14 protein-coding genes are annotated in these 14,845 nt (G+C 66.7%); 7 read left to right on the top strand and 7 right to left on the bottom strand.

The window, feature by feature from the left end:
• Positions 1-52: 52 nt before the first annotated feature.
• The 3 genes from WS57_RS24960 to WS57_RS24950 form a co-directional block, all read right to left on the bottom strand.
• Positions 53-1,636 (bottom strand): ABC transporter substrate-binding protein, encoded by a 1,584-nt coding sequence (locus WS57_RS24960; RefSeq protein ID WP_009693088.1) that lies wholly within the window; start codon positions 1,634-1,636, stop codon positions 53-55.
• Between the two features lie 110 nt (positions 1,637-1,746).
• Positions 1,747-1,968: a hypothetical protein gene (locus WS57_RS24955; protein WP_069244959.1), complete on the bottom strand. Its 222-nt coding sequence runs from the start codon at positions 1,966-1,968 to the stop codon at positions 1,747-1,749.
• 175 nt (positions 1,969-2,143) lie between these two features.
• A complete protein-coding gene (locus WS57_RS24950; RefSeq protein WP_059482432.1) occupies positions 2,144-2,812 on the bottom strand; it encodes a haloacid dehalogenase type II in 669 nt (222 codons plus the stop codon).
• Between the two features lie 414 nt (positions 2,813-3,226).
• Here WS57_RS24950 and WS57_RS24945 point away from each other — a divergent pair, with 414 nt between their 5' ends.
• The 7 genes from WS57_RS24945 (at position 3,227) to WS57_RS36200 (ending at position 10,297) form a co-directional block, all read left to right on the top strand.
• Complete coding sequence (locus tag WS57_RS24945) at positions 3,227-4,087, top strand: GNAT family N-acetyltransferase (protein WP_069244958.1); 861 nt, start codon at positions 3,227-3,229, stop codon at positions 4,085-4,087.
• A gap of 9 nt (positions 4,088-4,096) precedes the next feature.
• Positions 4,097-5,032 (top strand): 2-hydroxyacid dehydrogenase, encoded by a 936-nt coding sequence (locus WS57_RS24940; protein ID WP_069244957.1) that lies wholly within the window; start codon positions 4,097-4,099, stop codon positions 5,030-5,032.
• Positions 5,033-5,201: 169 nt separating this feature from the next.
• Positions 5,202-6,602 (top strand): aspartate aminotransferase family protein, encoded by a 1,401-nt coding sequence (locus tag WS57_RS24935; protein WP_009693097.1) that lies wholly within the window; start codon positions 5,202-5,204, stop codon positions 6,600-6,602.
• Between the two features lie 85 nt (positions 6,603-6,687).
• A complete protein-coding gene (locus WS57_RS24930; protein ID WP_009693098.1) occupies positions 6,688-7,179 on the top strand; it encodes an Lrp/AsnC family transcriptional regulator in 492 nt (163 codons plus the stop codon).
• Between the two features lie 97 nt (positions 7,180-7,276).
• Positions 7,277-8,749, top strand: coding sequence for an NAD-dependent succinate-semialdehyde dehydrogenase (locus WS57_RS24925; RefSeq protein WP_069244956.1), 1,473 nt, complete (start codon positions 7,277-7,279; stop codon positions 8,747-8,749).
• A gap of 48 nt (positions 8,750-8,797) precedes the next feature.
• Positions 8,798-9,790 carry a M14 family metallopeptidase gene (locus WS57_RS24920; protein WP_069244955.1) on the top strand — a complete coding sequence of 331 codons (993 nt, stop codon included), beginning with the start codon at positions 8,798-8,800 and terminating at the stop codon, positions 9,788-9,790.
• Between the two features lie 180 nt (positions 9,791-9,970).
• Positions 9,971-10,297 carry a DUF4148 domain-containing protein gene (locus tag WS57_RS36200; RefSeq protein ID WP_081337664.1) on the top strand — a complete coding sequence of 109 codons (327 nt, stop codon included), beginning with the start codon at positions 9,971-9,973 and terminating at the stop codon, positions 10,295-10,297.
• A gap of 44 nt (positions 10,298-10,341) precedes the next feature.
• Here the strand turns inward: WS57_RS36200 and WS57_RS24910 are convergent, their stop codons facing one another.
• The 4 genes from WS57_RS24910 to WS57_RS24895 all read right to left on the bottom strand — a co-directional run bounded on the left by WS57_RS24910 (position 10,342) and on the right by WS57_RS24895 (position 14,787).
• Positions 10,342-11,082, bottom strand: coding sequence for an enoyl-CoA hydratase-related protein (locus WS57_RS24910; protein ID WP_167361741.1), 741 nt, complete (start codon positions 11,080-11,082; stop codon positions 10,342-10,344).
• A 238-nt stretch (positions 11,083-11,320) separates the two neighbouring features.
• Positions 11,321-12,109, bottom strand: a complete 789-nt coding sequence (locus tag WS57_RS24905) for a flavin reductase family protein (protein WP_009689561.1) — start codon at positions 12,107-12,109, stop codon at positions 11,321-11,323.
• A 264-nt stretch (positions 12,110-12,373) separates the two neighbouring features.
• Positions 12,374-13,588: a CaiB/BaiF CoA transferase family protein gene (locus WS57_RS24900; protein WP_069244954.1), complete on the bottom strand. Its 1,215-nt coding sequence runs from the start codon at positions 13,586-13,588 to the stop codon at positions 12,374-12,376.
• A gap of 122 nt (positions 13,589-13,710) precedes the next feature.
• A complete protein-coding gene (locus tag WS57_RS24895) occupies positions 13,711-14,787 on the bottom strand; it encodes an alcohol dehydrogenase (RefSeq protein ID WP_069244953.1) in 1,077 nt (358 codons plus the stop codon).
• Positions 14,788-14,845 lie beyond the last annotated feature (58 nt).

The following is a 14,845-nucleotide window of genomic DNA, read 5'->3' as shown; positions in this document are numbered from 1 at the left end:
GCGGCCGGGGCGGTTGCCCGTACCGGCCGCGCGACGGCGGCACGTCGCGGCGTCAAGCGTTCCACCAGACATGCTCGGCGAACATGAAGCCCATCATCCCGCCGGTCGGGATCGAGCCGAGACCCGCGAGCCGCTTGTCGTATGCATCGAGGAAGCTGATGAACGCCGGAATGCCGATCCTGCCCTGCTGCGACACGATGGCCTGCAATTCGCCGTACATCTGCTTGCGCTTGGCGTCGTCGGTCTCGGAGCGCGCGGCGAGCAGCAGCTGATCGAACTTCGCGTTCTTCCAGCCCGATTCGTTCCACGGCGCATCCGACTTGAAGAACTGCGTGAACAGCACGTCGGCGCTCGAGCGCGGATTGACGTTGCCGAATCCGAGCGGATGCTTCATCCAGTGGTTCGACCAGTAGCCGTCGGACGACACACGGTTCACCTGCAGGTTCAGCCCGATCTTCTGGCCGGCCTGCTGCAGCAGCACGGCCATCTCGACCGAGCCGTTCGCGTCGGACGTCGCATAGATCGGCGGCAGCGAAACGCCGAGCGCGCCGGCCTTCTGGAACAGGAACTTCGCCTTGTCGGGATCGTGTGCCCGCTGCGGCAGCGATGCGTTGAAGTAGCGATGGCCCGGCGGAATCGGCTGATCGTTGCCGATCACCGCATAGCCGCGAAACACGGCGGTGCGGATCTGCTCGCGGTCGAACAGGTACTTCATTCCTTCGACGAAATCCGGGTTCGCGGTCACCGGATTCTCGCTGCGCATGATCAGGTCGGTATAGAGGCCCGACTTGGTTTCCCTGAGCGCATAGCCGGAAGCCGACGCGACACGCTGCGTCGAGCGCGGATCGACGGCGTTCACGAGATGCACGTCGCCCGACAGCAGCGCGTTCAGACGCGCGGCGCTGTCGGTGATGCCGATCAGCTCGATCTGGTCGAGGTACGGCATTCCCGGCTTGAAATAATTGTCGTTGCGCACGCCGATCGTCGACACGCCCGGCTTGAACGACTTCAGCTTGTACGGTCCGCAGCCGATGCCGGCCGTGAAGTCGGTCGTGCCGTCCTTGACGATCACGAGCTGCGGCGTGGCGAGGATGACCGGCAGATCCGCGTTCGCGCTGACGAGCGTCAGCGTGACTTCGTCCGGGCCGCTCGCCTTCGCGTCGGCGAACTGGTCGGCGAGCGTCTTGACCTTCGACGCGGTGGCCGCGTTCTTGTGGCGCATCAGCGAGAACACGACGTCGGCCGGCCCGACGGGCTTGCCGTCGTGGAACGTGACGCCCTTGCGCAGCTTGATGATCCAGGTCTTCGCGTCGCTCGTCTGCAGCGACTCGGCCAGGTTCATCTGCGGCGTCAGGCTCGCGTCGAGCTGCGTGAGGCCGCTGTAGAACATGAAGAAGCGGATGTAGTCGGCGCCCGTCGAGCCCTTGGCCGGGTCGAGCGTATCGGCCGTCGAACTCGATTCGTTCGCGACCCGGATCTTGCCGCCGCGCTTCGGCGCGGGTGCGGCAAAGGCCGACTGCGCGTCCATCAGCAGTCCGCCGCCGCCGACGGCCATCATGCCGCTCGCTGCCATGACCCGCATCATGTCGCGGCGCGTGAAGCCACCCTTGCCGCCGTTGTCGATATCGTCGCTCATCCGAACTGCTCCTGACTGTGGAAAGTGGGTCCTGGGGTCCAGCGTGATTCGAGAAACCCGTCGCGTCCGCCTGCTGGTGGCGCTCGCAACGTCGTGCGCATGGATTTCATTTAAGCATCGCCAAAATGCGGGTTGTCGCGATTCACGGCGGCTGCACGATACGATTCGACCGTTTTGAACCGCCTGCGCAGCATGATTTGCTGCGTCCGCCGGTGCACCGCCATTTGCTCGATGCGCGGCGCGCGCGACCTCGAAACGATCGGAAGATTGCCGCGCCCGCGCGCCGCCGGCGCAACGTGGCGGGCGATGCCGTTGCCGAGCGGCACCGGCACGTCTGCATCGGGCGAAGACGATGCGATCGGATTCGGCGCGCGCGGCTGCGCGAGACGATCCGCAAGGCGCGCGATCTTCCGATGCGGACGGCCTGCGAGCGCCCGGGTTTTCCCGGGCCTCGCGGCAGGCCGGCAGCAGGCTGCGCGGCGCGATGCCGTGCGGCCGACGCTTCGCTTACAGGCCGAGCTGCGTCGCGAGATGGCCGATGTCCGACACCTCGTAGTAGTTGTAGAACGGCGTGCCCGGCTCGTGGCCGCGGTTGACGAACGCCTTGTGCTTGATGCCGAGATCCTCGGCCGTCATCAGGTCGTAGCGCAGGCTCGACGACACGTGCAGCACGTCCTCCGGCTTGCAGCCGAGCTTGCCGAACATGTATTCGAAGCCCTGCATCCGCGGCTTGTACGACTGCGCCTGTTGCGCGGTGAAGACCGCATGGAACGGCGCGCCGAGCTTGTCGACGTTGCTCATGATCTGATCGTCGGACGCGTTCGACAGGATCACCAGCTTGTATTTGCTCGCGAGGCGCGACAGGCCGGCCGGTACGTCCGGATGCGGGCCCCAGGTCGGCACCGCCAGATAGAAGCGCTCGGCTTCGGCTTCGTCGAACTTCACGCCGACCCGCGCGCAGGTGCGGCGGATCGCGTTGACGACGACGTCGCGATACGGCTTCCATGCGCCGAGCACCTCGTCGAGCCGATAGGCGGCGAACGCGCGCACGAATTCCTCCATTGCGACCGGCGAAAGCCGGTCCGCATAGACCTCGCGCGCCATCTCGGCCATCCGGAAGCGGGTCAGCGTGCCGTAGCAGTCGAACGTGATGAACTTCGGTTCAAATTGGATCATGGTGACGTCCTGTCGGTGTGAAGCCCCGGCAGGGCCGGGGACGGGCTGGGATTGAACACAATTGAATCAGGGCAAAAAATCCGCCGCGCATCGTTCGACGCCGCTCGAAACGCACAATCGTCGCGTGTTGCACGCCGCGGGCAGCACGATCTGCGGTGTGCTCGGGCGCGGCGCGGGTCGCGCGCGGGCCGCGGCGCCGCCGCGTTTTCATCGTAGTGGCATGCGCGCAGCAGAAGCTGCCGGAACGAACCGCCGTGCCGGCACCCGCCGCGCGTTCGCGGCCGCCGAACGCGCCGGTTTGCGTCGATTTCGCCACGCCATGCGCCGCGGCCGGAAAACAGGCGAATCGTCCTATCCGCGCCGCGCTGTCGCTGGCAGAGTCGATATGTCATTCCTACCCATCCGGAGTCCGGCGTGTCCGACCTCAATCCTTCCAGCACGCTCATCTATCGCCCGTTCGCCGACACCGACCTGCCCGCCGCGCATCGTCTGTCGGAAGCGGTCAAGTGGCCGCATCGGCTCGACGACTGGCGCTTCGCCGCCGAGCTCGGCAGCGGCTTTGCCGCCGAAGACGCGACCGGCGTCGTCGGCACCGCGCTCGGCTGGCGCTTCGACGACTCGCACGCATCGCTCGGCATGGTGATCGTGTCGCCCGAGCGCCAGGGCCGCGGCATCGGCCGCGAACTGCTCGCCCGCGTCGTCGACAGTCTCGGCGCGCGCACGATCTTTCTGCATGCGACACCGTCGGGCGAACCGCTCTATGTGAAATTCGGCTTCGAAGCGATCGGCACGATCGACCAGCATCAGGGCGCCGCCTTCCAGCCGCCGCTGATCTCGCTGCCGCCCGGCGAGCGCCTGCGGCCGCTCGGCACGAACGACGGACCGCGCCTCGCGGCGCTCGCGTCGCGCGCGGCCGGCTACGAGCGCGGCGCGGTGATCGAGGCGCTGCTCGGCGTCGCCAACGGCATCGCGCTTGACCGCGACGGCGAGCTGCTCGGCTTCTCGCTGTTTCGCCGCTTCGGCCGCGGCCATGTGATCGGGCCGGTGGTCGCGCCCGACGCGCTGCGCGCGCAGGCGCTCATCAGCCACTGGCTCGCGCTGCACGAGGGCATGTTCGTGCGCCTGGACGTACCGGGCGACAGCGGGCTGTCGGACTGGCTGCAGGGACTGGGCCTGCCGCGCGTCGATACCGTCGTCGCGATGGCGCGCGGCGCAGCGCCCGCGCGCGATCCGGCGCTGCGCGCGTTCGCGATCGTCAACCAGGCGCTCGGCTGAGCCGGCGCGATGCGTACGACGAGCTTCGTCTACAAGGCCGACCCGGTGCGCGGCACGCAGTGGGCGCAGCGCTTCGCGCAACAGGCGCCCGAGCTTGCATTCCGGATCTGGCCGGATATCGGCGACCCGCACGCGGTGCGCTACCTCGCTGCATGGCAACCGCCGGACGATCCGCTCGCGCTGCTGCCGAATCTCGAGATCGTGTTCTCGGTCGGTGCGGGCATCGACCAGTTCGACCTGTCGCGCATCCCTGCCCACATTCCGGTGGTCCGGATGATCGAACCGGGCATCGTCGAAGGCATGGTCGAGTACGTGACGCAGGCAGTCCTGACGATTCACCGCGACCTGTTCGACTATGCGGCGCAGCAGCGCGCCGAGGTATGGCGCGAGCGGCCGGTACGGCCGGCCGCGTCGCGGCGCATCGGCGTGCTCGGGCTTGGCACACTCGGCCAGGCCGTGCTCGACACGCTGCGGCGCTTCGGTTTTCAGTGCGCGGGCTGGAGCCGCACACCGCGCACGCTCGACGGCATCGACTGCTACGCGGGCGACGCGGCGCTCGACCGCTTCCTCGGCCGCACCGACATCCTGATCTGCCTGCTGCCGCTCACCGCCGATACGCGCGGGCTGCTCGGCGCGCGCGTGTTCGACGCGCTGCCGGCCGGCGCCTCGCTTGTGCAGGTCGGGCGCGGCCCGCAGCTCGATGCGACCGCGCTGCTCGCGGCGCTCGACCGCGGCCATCTCGACAGCGCGATCCTCGACGTGACGGACCCCGAACCTTTGCCCGCCGGCCACCCGTTGTGGTCGCATCCGCGCATCCGCATCACGCCGCACATCGCCAGCGCGACGCGCCCCGACACGGCCGTCGACGCCGTACTCGCGAACCTCGCGCGCCATCGCGCGGGCCAGCCGATGGTCGGCGTCGTCGATCGCACGCGCGGTTACTGAGCCGCGCCGGCCAGCCGCCGCACCGGTGCAGGGGCGCAGCAGAAAATGCCGCAGCGCCCCGTGCAAACGCCGCGTCCATACGTTTCCGACTGCAAATTGAAGGCGCGTGCCGATTTCTCGCTCGGTAGCATGAACTCACCGCTGACACCCGACGAGAGTCCTGCCTGCCATGAACCGAGCCGCGCTGATCGAAGCCGATCGTCAACATCTGATCCACCCCGTCGTCAACTACCGTGCGCACGAGGCGCGCGGCGTCACCGTGCTCGAATCCGCCGACGGCGTATTCCTGCGCGACGGCGACGGCAACACGCTGCTCGACGCGTTCTCGGGCCTGTGGTGCGTGAACGTCGGCTACGGTCGCGACAGCATCGTGAAAGCCGCCGCCGAGCAGATGGCGAAGCTGCCGTACGCGACCGGCTATTTCCATTTCGGCTCGCAGCCCGCGATCGAACTGGCCGAGCGGCTTGCCGCACTCGCCCCGCCGTCGCTGAACCGCGTGTACTTCACGCTCGGCGGTTCGGACGCGGTCGATTCCGCGGTCCGCTTCATTACGCACTATTTCAACGCGACCGGCCGCCCGTCGAAGAAGCAGATGATCGCGCTCGAGCGCGGCTATCACGGCTCGTCGTCGTTCGGCGCCGGCCTCACCGCGCTACCCGCGTTCCATCGCCATTTCGACCTGCCGCGCGCCGGCCAGCATCACATTCCGTCGCCCTACCCGTACCGCCATCCGCTCGGCGACGATCCGCAGGCGCTGATCGCCGCGTCGGTCGCGGCGCTCGAGGCGAAGGTCGCGGAACTCGGCGCGGAGAACGTCGCGGCATTCTTCTGCGAACCGGTGCAAGGCTCCGGCGGCGTGATCGTTCCCCCGCCCGGCTGGCTGAAGGCGATGCGCGACGCGTGCCGGCGCCTCGACATCCTGTTCGTCGCGGACGAGGTCATCACGGGCTTCGGCCGCACCGGCCCGCTGTTCGCGTGCGAGACCGAGCAGGTCGACCCGGACCTGATGACCGTCGCGAAGGGGTTGACCGCCGGCTATGCGCCGATGGGGGCCGTACTGATGTCCGACGCCGTCTACGAAGGGATCGCCGGCAGCCGCGCCGATTCGGCCGTGGTCGGGCACGGCTACACGTATTCCGCGCATCCGGTCAGCGCCGCGATCGGCCTCGAAGTGCTGAAGCTGTATCACGAAGGCGGCCTGCTCGCGAACGGCCAGGCGATGGCGCCGCGCTTCGCGGCGGGCCTCGACGCGCTGCGCGCGCATCCGCTCGTCGGCGACGCACGGTCGGTCGGCCTGCTCGGCGCGCTCGAACTGGTGGCCGACAAGACGCGCAAGACGCGCTTCGATGCCGCGCTGAACGTGCCCGACAAGATCGCCGCGGCAGCGTACGCGAATGGCGTGGTGTTTCGCGCGTTCGGCGACGGCACGCTCGGTTTCGCGCCGGCGCTGAGCTTCACGGCAGGCGAATTCGACCTGATGTTCGAGCGCGTGCGCAAGACGCTCGACGACGTGCTCGGCGACGCGGGCGTCCGGCGTGCGCTCGACGCCGCACAGGCGCAGCCGGCCTGAATCATGCAAGGGAAAGCCGGGCTTGTGGCGGCCATCGTTCGACTCTAAAGTAACCGGACATTCCATTTTTTCCCCTCACGTGAACATGACGGAAAGCAAGCTGGATCGCATTGACCTGCGCATCCTCTCCCAGTTGCAGAAGCGCGGCCGCATGACCAACGTCGAACTGGCCGATGCGGTCGGGCTGTCGCCCAGTCCATGCCTGATCCGCGTGAAGCGGCTGGAAAAAGCCGGCTACATCGGCGGCTACGGTGCGCACATCCAGCTCGAGAAGCTCGGCGACGTGCAGGTCGTGTTTACGGAAGTCACGCTGGCCGACCACCGGCGCGAGGACTTCGACCGCTTCGTCGCGGCGATCCGCAATGTCGACGAAATCGTCGAATGCCATCTGGCGAGCGGCGGCTACGACTACCTGCTCAAGTTCGTCACGCGCAGCGTGAGCCATTACCAGACGATCGTCGAAGGCTTGCTCGAACAGAACATCGGCATCGAGAAGTATTTCAGCTACGTGATCATCAAGTCGCCGTTCGTCAAACGGCACTACCCGCTCGAATCGCTGTTCGGCGAACGGCACTGACGAGCGGCGTGCGACCTCCGCGGACGCGGCAGCCTGCCCGCCGCGCGGGGCGCGCGCGCCCGCACCGCCGCCGAACGGCCTTATGCAAGGACCCATCATGCCGCTTACGCTGTCCCGAACCGAACTCGTTCGCACCGCCAACCTGATCGACGGCACGTGGCGCGACGCGCGCGACGGCCGTCGCTTCGAGGTCACCGATCCGGCGACGCTCGAGATCGTCGCCCGCGCGCCCGACAGCGACGCCGCCGATGCGCGCGCCGCGACCGATGCTGCTGCACGCGCACTGCCCGCATGGCGCGCGACGCCGGCCCGCGAACGCGCCGCGATCCTGCGCGCGTGGCATGCGGCGATCGTCGCGCACACCGACGATCTCGCCAGGCTGATATCGCGCGAACAGGGCAAGCCGCTCGCCGAAGCGCGCGGCGAAGTCGCATACGGCGCATCGTACGTGCTGTGGTTCGCCGAGGAAGCGACGCGCACGTACGGCGACCTGATTCCGCAGCAGCAGCACGGCAAGCGACTCAGCGCGGTGAAGGAGCCGATCGGCATCGTCGCCGCGATCACGCCGTGGAATTTCCCGCTGGCGATGATCGCACGCAAGATCGCGCCCGCGCTCGCGGCCGGCTGCACGGTCGTCGCGAAACCGGCAGAGGACACGCCGCTGACCGCGCTCGCGCTGGCCTTCCTCGCGCAGGAAGCCGGCGTGCCGCCCGGCGTGCTGAACATGATCGCCGCGTCGCGCGAGCACGGCATCGATGCGGTGGCCGACTGGCTCGCCGACGGCCGCGTACGCAAGATCACGTTCACCGGCTCGACGCCGGTCGGCAAGCTGCTCGCGCGCGAATCGGCCGCGACGCTGAAGAAGCTGTCGCTGGAACTCGGCGGCAATGCGCCGTTCATCGTGTTCGACGATGCGGAGCTCGATGCCGCGGTCGACGGACTGATGGCCGCCAAGTTTCGCAACGGCGGCCAGACCTGCGTGTCGCCGAATCGCGTGTACGTGCAGGCCGGCGTCTACGACGCATTCGCCGCGAAGCTCGCCGCACGCGTCGCCGCGCTCAAAGTTGCGCCGGCGACCGACCCGGCCGCGCAGATCGGCCCGATGATCAATGCACGGGCGGTCGACAAGATCGCGCGGCACGTCGGCGACGCGATCGAGCGCGGCGCGCGCGTGCTGACGGGCGGCAAACGTCTGACCGAACTCGGGCCGCACTATTACGCACCGACGGTGCTCGGCGACGCCGGCGGCGACATGCAGCTGACGTGCGAGGAAACCTTCGGCCCGGTCGCGGCGCTGTTCCGGTTCGATAGCGAGGACGAAGCCGTCGGCGCCGCGAACGACACGCCGTTCGGGCTCGCCGCGTATTTCTACACGCGGGACGTGCGGCGCATCGCACGCGTGTCGGCGCGGCTCGAAACGGGCATCGTCGGCATCAACGAAGGCGCGCTGGCGAGCGAAGCCGCGCCGTTCGGCGGGGTGAAGGAATCGGGCTATGGCCGTGAAGGCTCGCGCTACGGCCTCGACGACTACCTGTCGATCAAGTATCTGTGCCAGGGCGGCCTCGACTGAGCCCGCGCGCACCGAGATCGTCCGTCACACTTCAGGATCCGCACTGCCATGACCGCATCCGCTTCTGCCTTCGTTCCCTACCCGATCGAAGTCGCGTTTCCCGACCTGAGCGCGCACCGCGCAGGCAATACCGGCGTCGACCATGTCTATCGCTTCGAATCGGGCATACCGGGCCCGAACGTGATGGTCAACGCGCTCACGCACGGCAACGAGGTGTGCGGCGCGATCGTCGTCGATGCGCTGCTCGCGCTCGGCGTGCGGCCCCGGCGCGGCACGCTGACGCTGTCGTTTGCGAACGTCGCGGCCTATGCGCGCTTCGACGCTGCGCGGCCCGACGCGGCGCGCTTCGTCGACCAGGATTTCAACCGCGTGTGGACGCCCGCCGTGCTCGACGACCTGTCGATCCGCTCGGCGGAGCTCGATCGCGCCCGCGCGCTGCGACCGTTCGTCGACGCCGCCGACTGGCTGCTCGACCTGCACTCGATGCATGAACGCAGCGCGCCGCTGATCGTCGCGGGGCCGCTCGACAAGGGCGTCACGCTCGCGCGCCGCGTCGGCGCGCCGGCGACGGTGATCCGCGACGCCGGACACCCGGAAGGCACGCGGATGCGCGACTACGCGGGCTTCGGCGACCCGGTGAGCCCGAAGTGCGCGCTGCTCGTCGAATGCGGACAGCACTGGGAAGCGCGCGCGGTCGACGTTGCACGCGACTGCACCGCGCGGTTCATGGTCGCCTCGGGTGTGCTCGATGCCGCCGATCTGCCGGCCGACTGGTTCCTGCCGTTGCCGGACACGATGCGCATCGTGCAGGTGACGCAGCCCGTCGTCGCGACGAGCCTCGATTTTCGCTTCGCGGGCAACTATACGGGCCTCGAACATTTCGCTGAAGCCGGCACCGTGATCGGCTGGTCGAACGGCGAGCCCGTCGCGACGCCTTACCCGGACTGCGTGCTCGTGATGCCGTCGCTGCGGCAGTTGCGACCCGGCGTCACCGTCGTGCGGCTCGGGCGGCTCGAGAGTGAAGTCGCGCCACTGGGGTGAAACGGCCCGGCAACACTCGACAGCCGCAGCGGCGGGCAATTCCGGTCCATGCCGATTTGCGCGCCGATTGCAGCCGCGCGGCACCGCACCACCCTCCTTGCTCATCGGGAATAGGGGTCTATACTTAGACAGCCTTTGGCAGTCCCGTTGTCAAACACGACCCACGTCGACGGAGGGGATATGAACCTGCACCGCGGCATCAAGATCGCTGGCATGGGCGTACTGCTCGCCAGTGCCGTAACGTCTGCACAATCGTCACCCGCCTATGGGGACGCCCCCCCGCCACTGACCCGCGCCGAAGTCCGACAGCAGGTGATCGACCTGAAAGCGGTCGGTTATCGTCCCGAGATCACCGGCAACGCGCTGTACCCGAACGACCTGGTCGAAGCTCAACGACGCCTGGCCTGCAAGCAACGGCTGCAGGCCCAGGGTGCGGGCGAGGCGGAATCGGGACGACGTTGCAATATCGTCAGCACGATCACGACGATCAATCCGTCAGTCTATTGACCTTCGATGCACGGGTTGCGTGGCACGGCTCCTGCAGATCGTCCTTAATTCTTCCTGCCGAAGCCGGCAACGATCGCCCGCGACTCAGCCGACTCGAGCAGCGTTTCGAACTCGTAGAGTTCGGACCTGAACAGCGCGTTCATGCCCGCGAACGCATGGTTCTTGAGCAGCACCTTGGTCTTGACGACCGCGGCGGCGGGCATCGCCGCCAGTTTCTCCGCGCGTTCGCGAGCATAGGCGAACAGCTTTTCAGGCGGAAGCACGCGATTGACGAGGCCGGTGCGCAATGCATGGTCGGCGTCGAACGTCTCGGCAAACAACATCGCCTCGGCCGCCAGTCGATAACCGGCGGTCATCGGAGCCAGTCGGCTCGACCCGAACTCGGGGCTCACGCCGATTCTGGTAAATGGCATGCCGAATATCGCGTTGGAAGCCGCATACACGACGTCGCAGTGATACAGCAGCGTCGTCCCGATCCCCATCGCCGGTCCCGCTACGGCAGCCATCAGCGGTTTCGTCAGCACGTTCACCGTATCCATGAAGGTCAGGACCGGACGATAGCCCTCGCGGGCGACGGATTCGGACTTCAGGTCCTTCCCGGCCGTAAACATGTCGGTCTGGCCACGCACGAGAAGAACCCGAACGTCCGGGTCGTTTTCGGCATCGGAAAATGCCTCGCGAAGCATCGTATAGGCATTGTCGTCGAGCGCATTCCTGCGCTCGCGTCGATTGATTTCGATTTCGGCCACGCCATTGGATACAACATAGAGAATCGGCAGGTCCACTGTCGGTATCCTGATAACTTGAATCAAAAGACGCGCTTCATGAATCGGGGCTGCGCTGTGCCCTGAAATTCACCGGTTCCAGCCTGTCGTCATCGAAATAGCGCGCCAGGTCGAACCCGTAATCTCTCGGGTTGCCCCGTGCAGGTACGGCCGCGGAGCGAAAACCTGCGGAAATGGGAGGCGCCCATTGCCGCACCGCGTTGACCGCCCAGTCGTATGCCGGCATCCGGACCTCCGCTTACTGCGCCAGTGCACGAATTCCCGCATTGAAGTTGACCATCGGCGAGCCTGCGTCGCCGGTGGTCGTCTTGCGGATCTTGCCGACAAACATCTCGTGCGTGCCAAGGGTCGCGGTGTGGATGACGTCGCATTCGACATTGGCCAGCGCGTCCACCAGGATCGGCAGGCCGTCGAGCCCGGCACCCCACTGCCCCTCGGCAAAACGCGGGCCGCCCTGCGGCGCGTTCAGGAATTTCGTCACCACGTCCTGGTGTGCGTGGCCCAGGATATTGGCCACGAATTTGCCGTGGGTTCTCAACGGCTGGAGCATGGAGGAATCGCGGTGCACGAAGAAGCCCACCAGCGGCGGCTCGGCGGAAATCGCCGTCAGGCTGGAGACGACCATCCCGCTCGGATTGGCGAGGTCCCCCGTCGTGATCGCGGACACACCGGCTGCGAGCATGCGCATCGCCGCCTTGAAGTCTTCGACGGAGCTGCCGCCCGAGCACGGGTTGCGCACAATGTGCGCGCGAATCAGGCCGGCTTCGTTGACCCAGTTGAACTTCCGGGCAAAACCCACCATGGCGCCGAATCCGGCTTCCCATTCCGCATCGCCCGCCTTGCCGGACAGAAATCGAATGACTTGAGGATTGACCCAGACATGTTCTTCATCGGCGCGCTGGCCGACTCGCGCAATCGCGCGATCCAGCAGCGCACTGGGCTGCTCGTCTACCAGAATCTCGAACTGCTGGAAGTGCGATGGCGCAATCAGCGTAATCGCACCACTGTTGGTCATATGCAGACGCATTGCAAGTCTCCGTATTGCTTGCTTATCGATCAATCCAACCGCCACTCACGTTTCGATCCGCGTCGTCGGGATCGACAACGCGAGTGCGATTGCTTTTGAATCGATTCTAAGCTGTCCGGAAGATCCGGCTCAATTCAAAAAACTCGCTTTCTGTATTAGGAAATTGACATCAATACGCTTCGAATTTTTCTTGTTGCTCGTACCGGGATGAATCGGGCATCGATATCGCGATAGCTCGATGGCCGGCGCGGGCGCGGTTCGCGCTCACACCACGCCACGCTCGGCCAATTCGGCAATACGCTCCGCGCTGTAGCCGAGCACCTGTTGCAGCACGTCGCGCGTGCCCTCGCCCAGCTGCGGCGGCGCGCACCGCACCGGCATGCGCTCGCCATCGAAGCGCCACGGCGGCGCAAGCACGGGCGTCGTACCCGATTCCGTATGAGGATGAGCTTGCGTGGTCAGGAGCCCCGCTTGCGTCGCACGCTCGGACAGCAGTGCTTCGCGCAGCCCCGCCACCTCGCCGCATGGAATGCCCGCACCCGCAAGCTTGTCGAGCAGCGCGGCGCGTTTCTCGGCGGCAATCGCGCGGCGGACTTCGGGCAGCAGCGCGGCACGATTCCGCGAGCGCAGGATATTGGTCTTGAAGCGCGCGTCGTCGGCGAGATCGGGGCGCAGCAGCACTTCACGGCAGAAGCGCTCGTACTGACCGTTATTGCCGACCGCGACCACGAGCGGGCCATCTGCGGCGTCGAACACGCCGTACGGCACGATCGACGGATGCTCGTTGCCGAAACGCGGCGGATCCTCGCCGGCCACGAGCGCCTCGAGTCCGTAGTACGCCGTGATCATGAGCCCGCAGTCGAACAGCGCCATTTCGATGTGACGGCCGCGGTCGGTACGTTGGCGCTCGTAGAGTGCCGCGAGAATCGCCTGCGCCGAGTACATGCCCGTGAAAAGGTCGACGGCCGCAATCCCGAACTTGAGCGGCGGCCGTTCGGCTTCGCCATTCAACGCCATCAATCCGGCCTCGCCCTGCACGAGCAGATCGTAGCCGGGGCGATCGGCCTCCGGGCCGGCGCGATCGTAACCGGAAATCGAGCAGTAAACGAGCCGGTCGTTGTCGCGCTTCAGTTGCGCGTAGCCCAGGCCCAGCTTTTCCGCGCCCCCGAACTTGAAGTTCTGAACGACGACATCGCAGGTGTTCGCAAGGTCGCGAGCGATCTGCTGCCCTTCCGGCGTTTGCAGGTCGAGCGTGAGCGAGCGCTTGTTGCGATTCACGCTGTTGAAATAGGCCGTTTCCGTGCGGCCGATGCGCAGGCCCCAATCGCGCGTATCGTCGCCGCGACCGGGATGCTCGACCTTGATGACCTCGGCACCCAGGTCGCCGAGCACCATCGCGCACCACGGGCCGGCCAGCACGCGCGAAAGATCGAGCACGCGCACGCCGGCAAGCGGCAGGGCGCTGTTTTCTGAAGCCATCGGATTGTTCCTCGTTGGATTACGCCAGACATGGCTAACGCCGGCCCGCGAGTGGCGTTTCGTCCATCCGGCAGATGGGTTTGCGGCCGTCCGTGACGACCCGGAACACCATTCGCGTTCGTTTACGCCGCTGTTTCTTCGAGACCGGAAAAATCGAGCACCGTGCGCCCACGCACGCGGCCGTTGCTCAAATCGTCGAATGCGTCGTTGATTTCATTCGCCCGGCGCGTGCGCAGCGGCGGCGGAAGCAACTGGCCGCTTTTCGCGAGCCGAACCGTCTCCTTCAGGTCCGCGAGCGTGCCGACGAACGAGCCGACAATGGCCAGCGATCGCTGCGCGATCGGCGGCATGGGGATGGACAGTTCGCCGCCATGCAATCCGACGATCACGTACATGCCGCCCTTGCACAGCGCGGTGTTCGCCAGCGCGAAGGTGCCGGGCATGCCGACGAAATCGATCGCGCCGGCCAGTCGCCCTTCGGTCGATGCGAGCAGTTCCGCGCCTGCCTCGTCGTGATTCGAACGCAGCGTCTTGGTGGCACCGAGTTCCCGCGCGGCGGCAAGCTTGTCTTCGTCGACATCGCAGGCGATCACGTTCTCGACTCCACGCGCACGCAGGATCGAGATCGCGGACATCCCCACGCCCCCGCAGCCGATCACCGCCACCCAGTCGCCCGCATGGGGCTGCGGCAGCCTGGCCACGGCCGCATACGACGTCAGCCCCGAGCAGGCCAGCGTTGCCGCAAACGCGTCGTCCAGCCCGTCGACATCGACCAGATATTTCTCGTCGGGAACCAGCAGATGCGACGCAAACGCGCCCGGCGTCGCGATGCCGATGTTGCGCGGCTTCACGCAGAGGTTTGCCCGGCCGATTTCACATGCGCGGCACGTTCCGCAGCCGATCCACGGAAACACCAGCTTCTTCTGGCCGACTGCGGACTCGGTCACGTCTTCACCGCATGCGACGATCGTCCCGAGCGGCTCGTGGCCAAGCGTCAGCGGCGGCCGCAAGCCGCGTTCGCTCAACATCGCCTTCTTGCCGCCGCCCATATCGAAGTAGCCTTCCCACAGGTGAATATCCGAGTGGCACAGTCCGGCGTGGGTGATCCTGATCAGGACCTCCCGGCCCTTCGGCACCGGCGTCTCGCGCAGTTTCACCTGCAACGGCTTGCCATGTTCGATGACGTCGTAGCTGAACATTCCAATGCTCCTCAATGACCCTTTGCGCGGCGACGTCATGCGCCATCACGCGACGGGA

It is taken from the genome of Burkholderia pseudomultivorans, assembly GCF_001718415.1.
GTDB lineage: Bacteria > Pseudomonadota > Gammaproteobacteria > Burkholderiales > Burkholderiaceae > Burkholderia > Burkholderia pseudomultivorans_A.
Note: the sequence above shows the minus strand (reverse complement) of the source record. Positions and strands in the feature narration are given on the sequence as shown.

What these genes read in the sequence shown, in the direction of transcription:
- WS57_RS24960 (WP_009693088.1), bottom strand. Translation starts at nt 1,636, where the DNA reads ATGAGCGACGATATCGACAACGGCGGCAAGGGTGGCTTCACGCGCCGC.
- WS57_RS24950 (WP_059482432.1), bottom strand. Translation starts at nt 2,812, where the DNA reads ATGATCCAATTTGAACCGAAGTTCATCACGTTCGACTGCTACGGCACG.
- WS57_RS24940 (WP_069244957.1), top strand. Translation starts at nt 4,097, where the DNA reads ATGCGTACGACGAGCTTCGTCTACAAGGCCGACCCGGTGCGCGGCACG.
- WS57_RS24935 (WP_009693097.1), top strand. Translation starts at nt 5,202, where the DNA reads ATGAACCGAGCCGCGCTGATCGAAGCCGATCGTCAACATCTGATCCAC.
- WS57_RS24930 (WP_009693098.1), top strand. Translation starts at nt 6,688, where the DNA reads ATGACGGAAAGCAAGCTGGATCGCATTGACCTGCGCATCCTCTCCCAG.
- WS57_RS24925 (WP_069244956.1), top strand. Translation starts at nt 7,277, where the DNA reads ATGCCGCTTACGCTGTCCCGAACCGAACTCGTTCGCACCGCCAACCTG.
- WS57_RS24920 (WP_069244955.1), top strand. Translation starts at nt 8,798, where the DNA reads ATGACCGCATCCGCTTCTGCCTTCGTTCCCTACCCGATCGAAGTCGCG.
- WS57_RS36200 (WP_081337664.1), top strand. Translation starts at nt 9,971, where the DNA reads ATGAACCTGCACCGCGGCATCAAGATCGCTGGCATGGGCGTACTGCTC.
- WS57_RS24905 (WP_009689561.1), bottom strand. Translation starts at nt 12,109, where the DNA reads ATGCGTCTGCATATGACCAACAGTGGTGCGATTACGCTGATTGCGCCA.
- WS57_RS24900 (WP_069244954.1), bottom strand. Translation starts at nt 13,588, where the DNA reads ATGGCTTCAGAAAACAGCGCCCTGCCGCTTGCCGGCGTGCGCGTGCTC.
- WS57_RS24895 (WP_069244953.1), bottom strand. Translation starts at nt 14,787, where the DNA reads ATGTTCAGCTACGACGTCATCGAACATGGCAAGCCGTTGCAGGTGAAA.